Genomic DNA, 9,353 nt, shown 5'->3' with positions numbered 1-9,353 from the left:
GCCGCAACAGTTCCCGGACGTGCACCACCAACAGACCGCGACCGCCGAGGAACCCGTCGATCCACGCCGCCTTGGCCGCGGCGGTCGCGCCAACCGACAGGGCCGCGGAGAGCCTGCGCGCGGATTCGGCGTCATCGATGCGGCCGGCGTCGGCGAGCAAACGGACGGCACGCCCCACCAGCGCGCCGTGCACGTCGTCGCGGTCGGCGACGCGGCGCAGCGCGGCCAGCCACTCGCCGGTGGCCCAGCCGTCGTCCCTGATGTGGATGGCGGTGTGCGCCGCGTCCAGCAGACCGCGCAGCTCGGTGGCGGCGTCGGTGTCCAATCCGGTGACCGCCGCGGGCAGGCCCGCGCAGATACGCACCAGCAGCCCGTCGGCGACGTGGGCCAGCGCCTTGGTGTCGGTGCCGCGCACGTCGCCGTAACGCAGCGTCCGGATCAGGCCGGGCAGTGCGGACAGCAGATGGGTGACGTCGTGGTCGAGCGCCGCGGTGGATTCCAGCCGCGCGATCAATCCGTCGGTGGCGCCGCCGAGGTCGGCGAGCAGTGCGACTTCCAGCGCGGCGGTAAGTTCGCCGACCGAGCGGTCGGCGTTGCTCGCGGTGTCGAGGATCTTCGCCTCCGCCGCGCCGCGGATGGTGGTGCCCCAGCGGGAGGCCTCGATGATCGAGATCGCGTACTCGGGCTGCCATTGCAGCGTCCAGGTCTCCCGGAAGGTGCCGGTGCTGCGCACCTCGCTGGTGGTGAGCGTGCCCCACGCGATGTCCAGTACCCGCAGCCGGTGCAACAGCCGCGACCGCTCGACCTCGCGTTCCTTGCGCAGATCCAGGTCGACGGTGCGGATCGAGGGCTCCTGCTTCATCCGCAGCGATCGGATGGTGGCGCGTAGGTCCGCGTCCAGCGGCACGGTAGGCGTCTGCTCCGGAACGGCGCCGAGCGCCTCTCCGACCACGAGTTCGCCGATCACCAACCGCAGCATCGTCTCGTCTCCGCCGCACAGCACCGCCCGGGTGGCCTCCGTGACCTCCGACAAACCGGCGAGCGGCCGACCGCGCAGCGCGGCGAGGGTATCGGCGAGCCGGACGGCTTCGATGACGTGTGCGCTGGAAACGGGCAGATCATGGGCGCGCAGCACACCCGCCACCTTGGTCAGCCACCGCGCGATCGGTCGCTCGGTCGCGGTGAACAGGTGGTGATACCAGCCAGGGGACGTGACGCCCGCGCCGTACCCGGAGGACGTGGACAGCCGCGAATGCGTCCACGGCACCCAGGTCAGCCGCGCTTTGGTCTTCGGCAGACCCTTGAGCAACCGGGTGTCCGGCGCGGCGGGACCCAGCGCTCCGGTGAGCGCGGGCGCGTGCCACGCACCGCACACCACCGCCAGCCGCCGCGCTCCGTCCTTGAGCGCCTTGCGCATCGTCTGGCGCATATAGGCTTCACGCCGCAGCGTGTGGGCGTCGACCACGAGTGGCTCGGGGGGTGGTTCGCGCACCGGGGTCGATTCGGCGACAGCCTCCGCGACCGAGTCCAACTCCGGCGCCGAGTCATCCGCGGATCCACCGTGCGCCGGTTGGGTGGCTGCGGGGTAGGCAGGCTCGGATCGACCGCGCCCCGAATCGGCGGCCGCCGATCGGTCGTCAGCGGGTTCCGTCCCTGCGAGTGCGCGTTGGGCTCGCCGGCAATCTGTGGGTTCGGCGAGTGCCGTTGTGTGTTCCGCGGATTCAGGGTCTTCTGGTCCCTGCTGTGCGCGCCGACCGGCCGTGCGTTCGGTGGAAGCCGTTGAGCCGTATGCGTCTCGGTCTTCTGGTTCGAGGTGGGCTCGCCGGTCTCCCGTGTGTTCGCCGGTCACCGGTATGTGTTGTGCGGAGCGGTCCCCGGTGGACTCGGCCGTTGGCGAGTTGTGGACGGTTCCGGCGTCCGTGGGCTCGCCGTTCGACGGGTTCTGGCTCGCGCCTGACGAGCCGGTGCCCGGCGTCATGTCGCCTGTGCGCTCGGCGGACTCGCGCAACGCGCCCATCGCCTCGGTGATCGCCTCGAACGCTTCGGCGTCCGGCACGGTCTCGACGACGGCGTCCCACCAGCGTTCGGCGTCGTCGTAGCCGCCTGCCTCGGCGAGCGCGGCCAGCGGATCGAACCGATCGCCGGGCTCCTCCTCCGCCGCCAGGGTGACGGTCGCGGGCAGATCACAGAACCGGACGGGCACGTCGTTGTCCACGGCGTAGCGCAGCGCCTGCCATTCGGGGGAGAACACCGCGTACGGCCAGAACGCGGCCTTCGCGGGTGCGTCGGGGACGTAGGCCAGCAGCGCGACCGGCGGGGACATCCCCTCGGCGGCGACGAAGCCCACCAGCGGATCGGCGTCCGCGGGCCCCTCGATGAGGATCATGTCGGGCTCGAAGGCCGCCAGCGCCAACCGCAGCGAACGCGCCGACCCCGGACCATGGTGGCGGATGCCGAAAACCTTGGTTACCGCGTCGGTATCGGCGCCGGAGGTCACCCGGTGACCTCACGGCAGGCGCGGTAGAAATCCGCCCAGTCGGGTCGCTCGCGGACCACGGCCTCCAGGTACTCGGTCCACACCACCGCATCGGCCACCGGATCCTTGATCACCGATCCGAGCACCGCGCCCGCGATGTCGGAGGCACGCAGCACGCCGTCGCCGAAGTGCGCCGATAGCGCGATCCCGTTGGTGATCACCGAGATCGCCTCGGCCGTGGACAGTGTTCCGGATGGCGACTTGAGCTTGGTCCGACCGTCGGCGGTGCTGCCGGAGCGCAGCTCGCGGAAGACCCGCACCACCCGCCGCACCTCTTCGGCCGCCGCGGGCACGGCGGGCAGTTCCAATGCGGCGCCGAGTTGCTCGACCCGCCTGCTGACGATGGCGACCTCCTCGTCCTCGCTCGCGGGCAGCGGCAGCACCACCGTGTTGAACCGGCGGCGCAACGCGGAGGACAGCTCGTTCACCCCGCGGTCGCGATCGTTGGCGGTGGCGATGACGTTGAAGCCCTTGGCGGCCTGCACCTCCATGCCGAGTTCGGGCACCGGCAGGGTTTTCTCGGACAGAATGGTGATCAGCGCGTCCTGCACGTCCGAAGGGATGCGGGTGAGTTCTTCGAGCCGGGCGATGGCACCGGCTCGCATGGCGGTGAGCACCGGTGACGGCACCAGTGCCGCCTCGCTGGGCCCCTCCGCGAGCAGCCGCGCGTAGTTCCAGCCGTAGCGGATCGCCTCCTCGGCCGTGCCCGAGGTGCCCTGCACCAGCAGCGTCGACGCACCGCTGATGGCAGCGGAGAGATGTTCCGACACCCAGGTTTTGGCGGTACCCGGCACACCGAGCAGCAGCAATGCCCGGTCGGTGGCCAGCGTCGCGACGGCGACTTCTATGAGCCTGCGCGGTCCGACGTACTTCGGGGTGATCACGGTGCCGTCGGGAAGGGAGCCGCCGAGCAGGTAGGTGACCACCGCCCATGGCGACAGTCGCCAGGACGGCGGTCGGAGCCGGTCGTCGGCGGCGGCGAGGGCGCGCAGCTCGTCGGCGTAAGCCTGTTCGGCATGGGGGCGCAGCAGATCGGGCGCCGGGTCGGTGGTGGTCACTGCAGCTCCTCGAGCATCATCGAGCGGTGGTTGAGGTCGTGGGTGAGCTGGTCGAAGGCCCGCTCCCAGGCGGGATCGTCGCATCGGCGGGCCACCGCGGACAGTGTGCCCGCGGCGGCGACGGGAAGGTGGACCGCGGCCGCGGCGAGCAGCGACCGGTGCGCGTTCGGTGCGGCGCCGTGCGCCTCGGGGCGCCGCGCCGCCGCCCGCGCCCGCTCGAACAGCAGCAGGACCACGTGCTTGGCCAGCGCTTCCGGCCACGGATGGCCCATCGCGGGCAGCAACGCCTCGATCTCGGAGAGCCAGGAGCCGTCCAGTCGCGTCAGGTGCGCGGTCCGATCCGGCAGCGGCAGCAACGCGAACAGCTCTCGCCTGCGCAGCATCGCCAGGTCGGTGGGCACACCAGTTTCGAACAGCGCTCGTGCCCACGCCGAATCACGTTGCGCCAGAGCGGCATCCACCCATCCGTCGAAGATCGGCTGGCGGAACCGGTCTTCGATCGTGGCGCGCACCGCCTGCTGTGGCGTGCCGAGCACACCGGCCCAGTGCGTCAGCGGGGTGGCGGCGACCACCTGCCGGAGCCGGGCCGCGGACACGTCGGGTGCGCCGTTCCAGCGGTAGGCGAATTCGGTCGTGCGGTCGGTGATCCCGTCCCGCTGCGCGGTAGCGTCGAGCGTATCCGGTAATGCGAGCGCCACATTCGTGTGCAGCATCCGGTGCTCGGCGCGGATCCACGCGCTCGCCCGCTCGCGCATCCGCTGGGTGAACGCCGATTCCGGCAGCAGGGCGAGCAGTCCGGCGGCGGTGCGGCGCACATCCGCGCGCCGGTCGTCCAGCGCTGTTTCCAGCAGGGGCTCGTCGTCGGGGCCGAGTCCGTCGGCCAGCACGGCCAGCAGTTCGGCTTTCAGCGGCCCGGTTTCCTTCGGCCACGCCGCGGTGAGCGCCGCCCTGGCCGCGCCCCCGTCACTACGCCGGAGTTCGGCGAGCCAGTCGCGCCGATCGGGTGGCCGGCCGAACAGCCAGGTGTCCGCGGAGTGCTCGGATGCGGCGGACGGCGACCGGACCAGGCCGCGCCAGTCGGGGTGCCGGGCGGCCAGCCAGCTGCCGCGGGCGCCCGCGAGCCGTAGCAGCGGCTCGCGCATGGTGGCATTGATCTCGGCGTGCTCGAGTAGTTGCTCGCAGAGCGCGTCCGGCGCCCGGTAATCGTGCGGCCGCGCCGCCTCGAACCATTCGGGGAGGAATGCCGAACGCTCCCGCAGCATGCGCGACAGGCGTGCCGCCGCGGGGCGCGGCAGCGATGGGCGGGGATCGTCCGCCGCGGGCTCGGGTGCCGCCGCGGTGGCCGGTGTGAACCCGCCACGGAGGAAGAGGTCATGCAGCGCGGCGGTTTCGAGCAGCCGCACCGCGGGATCGCTCGGCAATCGATCCGCCCCGCGCGCGATCGACGGCGCGAGCGCGGCGAGATCCGGCGTACGGCGTGCGGTGCCCAGCAGTGCGACGGACGTGAGGTCCGCACTGCCGGCCGACCCGGCAGGCGGATGCGGCGCTTCGGCTCCGAAGGTCTCGGTGCGCACCAGATCGATGACCTCACCGGCGGTGAACACCGAGATCGGCTCCAGCCCGTCGGCGCTCCACTCGCCGACCACGGTCACCGGATGACCGCCGGAGACGGCCAGCAGCGTCCACGGTTGCTCGCCCGGCCGGATCGGCAGCGCCGTACCGTCGGATTCGGTGACGTACCAGCCTTCTTCGGCCCTGGTGGGCACCACGTCGGCCAGCAGCATCGGCCAGGAACGCAGCCACGGATCGGCGCCGAGCGCCGACGCGTGCTCGGTCAGCGCGGCGGCGATCGTGGCGGGCTTGCCTGCGTCGGCGGGCAGCGTGGTGAAAGGTTCGGCGACGCTGTGCCGTTCCCCCCACAGCGCACGCAGCGGCGCGGCGCCCGGATAGAAATGCAGCTGCGCGTCGGCCAGCTGCCCGAGCGCGGGAACGTCGGCGGGGAAGCCGGGGGAACCGAAGGAATGGTCGACCACCAGCGCCCAGCGCCTGCTTTCGCGCCCGTACAACCAGGTTCGGCGGGTATAGAGGCGCTCGTCCTCGGTGATCCGCGACCCGAACACCATCCATCGGTCGCGCACCGGAGGTTCGCCGCGTACCGCCTCGGCCGGGTTGGGATAGCCGACGTGGGTTCGGATGCAGGCGCGCAGCGCGGGCGTCGCCGTGTCGAGCTGCCGGTGCGCGGCGATCAGCAGATGCATCCGCGCGAACTCGCGCAGCACCACGTCGGGCCAGTCGGTCCTGGTGGCTATGGTGGCCGGGAGCCTGCGCAGGGCGGAGGCGAGGCCGGGGGCCTGCGCGTCGACCATTCTGGCGGCCACGGCCTCGAAGGCGCGATACGAGCGATCGGCCTGTGCGAGCCCGGTGCGAACCTGATCACCGAGCCAGACGTCGAGTTCCTCCAAGCCGGCTGTCACCCGCACCCGCCGTTGTTCGGCGGTGGCCGGGTTCGCGGTGCGCGGCCGGTCCGCGGTCGCGGCGGCCCGCGCCGCACGGCCGCCGATCCACGACACCGCGTAGTCCGCGGTCTCGGGAACGACAGCCACCTCGCCCGCGGCCCAGCGCAGCAACAGCGACAGCGCGTGTTTACAGGGGAACTTGCGGCTCGGGCAGGAGCACCGATACGCAGGCCCGGACAGGTCGATGATCGTCTGATACGGCGTGGCGCCGCTGCCCTCGCACTGCCCCCACAGGGCCGTGCCGTGTTGCCCGCACTCGCGCCAGCGGTTCACCAGCTTGCGCGCCGCCGACAGCGAATTCGCGTCCGGTGCCAGCGCCGTGACCTGGTCTTCCGTCCACGGTGTCGTCATCGAGGGGCTCCAGCTCGGTGGTGGCTCATCGCCTTCCTTCGTTGCTCGGTTGACCGGATTTCTACCGCAGCGCACCGACAAGTGCGGCCACCGGTGCGGCGCCGCGCGCGGAACGGCTTGTCCCCGCGCCGTATTCGACCCAGGGACAAACCTTGCGCCGATCTTGGCGCTCTGGCATTCTGTTCTGTTCGGCTCGACCGAGCCACCCGGAACGGGTGTTGACACCATCGAGCTGCCCGCCGGGGTTGGCGAGGGGTGGACATCGAGACGCGGCGCAGGCGTTTCGATGACCATATCCATCCCCGCGGGCAGATTCGCATGGGCCCGGTGGGCGATCCCGGTGCCATCGGGTAGCGTTTCGCGCAGCTTCGACAAGGCGCCGCTCACGGGGTCGGAGGCGTGTGGCGGCTCGATGGTGGAGGGGATTTTTCGCATGCGCCTGGATCCCGACGCTGTCCAGGCCGACGGATCCGCGGACGCGCCGCCCAGGCTCTCGGAGGTGGTCACCCGGCGCCTCGCCGAGGATCCGGCGGTCACGCCCTCGGTCACGCGGACCGTGCTGCGCGCTCTCGGCACCGCCGAATCGGATGACGCGGCAACGGCATTCGATCACTCCGGGATCTTCCTGAGCGCCATCCGGGTGTGTGGTTTCCGCGGCATCGGTCCCGAGACGACGCTGCGACTGCCGCCCGGTCCCGGTCTCACCCTCGTGGTCGGCCGCAACGGCAGCGGCAAATCCAGTTTCGCCGAGGCCGCGGAAATGGCCCTGACCGGCGGTAACCGCCGGTGGGACGGTCGATCGGCGGCCTGGCGGGAAGGCTGGCGCAACCTGCACGACGGCACCGCGGCCCGCATCGAGCTGGAGTTGCTCACCGCCGGTGACGCGCCCCGGCTCACCATCGCCAAGGAATGGGCGGCCGACGCCGACCTGCCGGACGCGCACTGGACCCAGCGGTATCCGCCCGCGGCGCCGACGGATTTCGACATGGACCGGTGGGCGGCTCAGCTCGAGCTCTACCGCCCCTTCCTGTCCTACAGCGAACTCGGCGCGCTGGTGGACGGAAAGCCGAGTGATCTGTTCGACGCGCTGCACCAGCTGCTGGGCCTGGACGAACTCACCCTGGCACAGGAGCGGATCCGGATGCGCCGCCTGGAACTGGAACGCGCCGTGCGTGATTCGCGCCAGGAACGACTGGAACTGCTGGAACTGCTCGCGTCGGTAGCCGACGACCGCGCGGTCCGGGTGGCCGGGTTGCTGCGGCCCGCCCAGCCGGATCTCGCCGCGGTGGGTCGCGAAGTGCTCGGCGTGGTGGACGATCCGGCCGGAACCGATGGACTGCGCGCGATCGTGCGGCTCGCGCTGCCCGACGACGCCGAAGTCGAGGCGGTGGCCACCCGGCTCGAGGCGTGTGGCGCGGCCCTCGCCGAGGGCGCCACCGACGACGCCGAAGCCGATCTGCGCCTGCTCGAACTGCTGCGGAAAGCGCGCGAGCACCAGGCGGCGAGCGGTGCTTGTCCCTGCCCGGTGTGCGGCCGCGGCGCACTGGACGAGACCTGGGTGCGCGAAACCGATGCCGCGATCGAGCAACTCGCCGCCCGGGTGGACGCGCTCACTACCGCCCGCCTCGAACTCGGCAACGCCGTGCTGGCCGCCCGTGCGCTTCCCGACCTCGTTCCCGCCGAACTGGATTTCGACCCGCGCAACCCTCCGTCGGTCGACACCACGGCGGTGCGCGACGCCTGGGCCGAATGGGCCGCGCTGACCACCACCGAATACACCCCCGACCTGCCCGGCCGGTTGCGCAGCGCGCACACGCGGCTGGTCGAGGAACTCGACCAGCTGCAGAAGGGCACCCGCAAGGAACTCGACCGCTTGGACGAGGTGTGGACGCCGCTGGTGCCGCGGATCGTGGCCTGGCTGGAGGGGGCTCGCGAGGTGGCCGCGCACGCGGCGGAGCTGCGCACGGTGAAGAAGGCCGAGGACTGGCTGAAGTCGGCCACCGCGGGCCTGCGTGGCGAGCGCATGACGCCGCTGGAGACGACGGCCCGGTGGGTGTGGCGCACGCTGCGGCAGCAGAGCAACGTCGAACTGGGCGCGATCCGTTTGCAGGGCAACGCAGGCACCGCGCGCCGTGTGCTGCTCGATGTGACCGTCGACGAGGTGGACGGGGCCGCACTGGGCGTGATGAGCCAAGGCGAGCTGCACGCGCTCGGTCTCTCGCTGTTCCTGCCGCGGGCCACGGTGGAGCAGAGCCCGTTCCGTTTCGTCATGATCGACGACCCGGTGCAGGCGATGGATCCGGCCAAGGTGGACGGCTTGGCCCAAGTGCTCGCCACGGTGGCCTGGACTCGTCAGGTGGTGGTCTTCACCCATGACGAGCGCCTCGCCGAGGCGGTGCGGCGTATGCAACTGGACGCGACTGTGCTCGAAGTGCAGCGGCGCGACCGCTCGGTGGTCGAGGTGCGGGTGTCCAGCGATCCGATCCGCCGCTATCTGGACGACGCCCGCGCCTTGGTGCGCACTCCGCAGTTGCCCGCGGCGATCGCCGACGAACTGGTGGCCACGTGCTGCCGTTCCGCGGTGGAGGCGGCCAGCCTGGCCAGGGCGCGGCGCACCCTGCTCGACGCGGGCATGAATCACCGTGAGGTGGAACGCCATATCGATGCCGCGCAGTCCACCAGGGCGAAGGTGGCGCTGGCGGTCTTCGGGGTCGGCAGCAAGGTCGACGATCTGAACAAGAACCTCATCGCGCTGGAAGGACGGTGGGTGGTGGACGCACTGCGGGACGCCACGGCGGGCGCGCACGTGCCGATCGGGCGCGACATGCGCGAGCTGATCGGTGAGACCGAGAAATTCGTCGCGTGGCTGGCCCGGTGAAGCGCCGATGAGCG

General features: G+C 71.5%; 4 protein-coding genes. 1 reads left to right on the top strand and 3 read right to left on the bottom strand.

The genetic code is table 11. The features are described from left to right. The 3 genes from ACFU5M_RS19795 to ACFU5M_RS19785 all read right to left on the bottom strand — a co-directional run. On the bottom strand, nucleotides 1-2,497 hold a 2,497-nt coding region (locus ACFU5M_RS19795), incomplete at its 3' end, for a DUF5682 family protein (RefSeq protein ID WP_379051101.1). After that, a complete protein-coding gene (locus tag ACFU5M_RS19790) occupies nucleotides 2,494-3,594 on the bottom strand; it encodes an AAA family ATPase (RefSeq protein ID WP_379051100.1) in 1,101 nt (366 codons plus the stop codon). The genes ACFU5M_RS19790 and ACFU5M_RS19795, both read right to left, overlap by 4 nt. Next, on the bottom strand, nucleotides 3,591-6,461 hold the full coding sequence (locus ACFU5M_RS19785) for a DUF5691 domain-containing protein (protein WP_379051097.1): 2,871 nt from the start codon (nucleotides 6,459-6,461) through the stop codon (nucleotides 3,591-3,593). The genes ACFU5M_RS19790 and ACFU5M_RS19785 overlap by 4 nt, the downstream gene beginning before the upstream one ends. A gap of 286 nt (nucleotides 6,462-6,747) precedes the next feature. Here ACFU5M_RS19785 and ACFU5M_RS19780 point away from each other — a divergent pair, with 286 nt between their 5' ends. Beyond that, entirely contained in the window at nucleotides 6,748-9,339 is a 2,592-nt protein-coding gene (locus ACFU5M_RS19780; protein WP_379051095.1) for an AAA family ATPase, read from the top strand. Nucleotides 9,340-9,353: the final 14 nt, after the last annotated feature.

The organism is Nocardia sp. NPDC057455 (assembly GCF_042802775.1).
GTDB lineage: Bacteria > Actinomycetota > Actinomycetes > Mycobacteriales > Mycobacteriaceae > Nocardia.
Note: the sequence above shows the minus strand (reverse complement) of the source record. Positions and strands in the feature narration are given on the sequence as shown.

Coding starts and splice junctions, on each gene's coding strand:
- ACFU5M_RS19785 (WP_379051097.1), bottom strand. CDS start 6,461: ATGACGACACCGTGGACGGAAGACCAGGTCACGGCGCTGGCACCGGAC.
- ACFU5M_RS19780 (WP_379051095.1), top strand. CDS start 6,748: ATGACCATATCCATCCCCGCGGGCAGATTCGCATGGGCCCGGTGGGCG.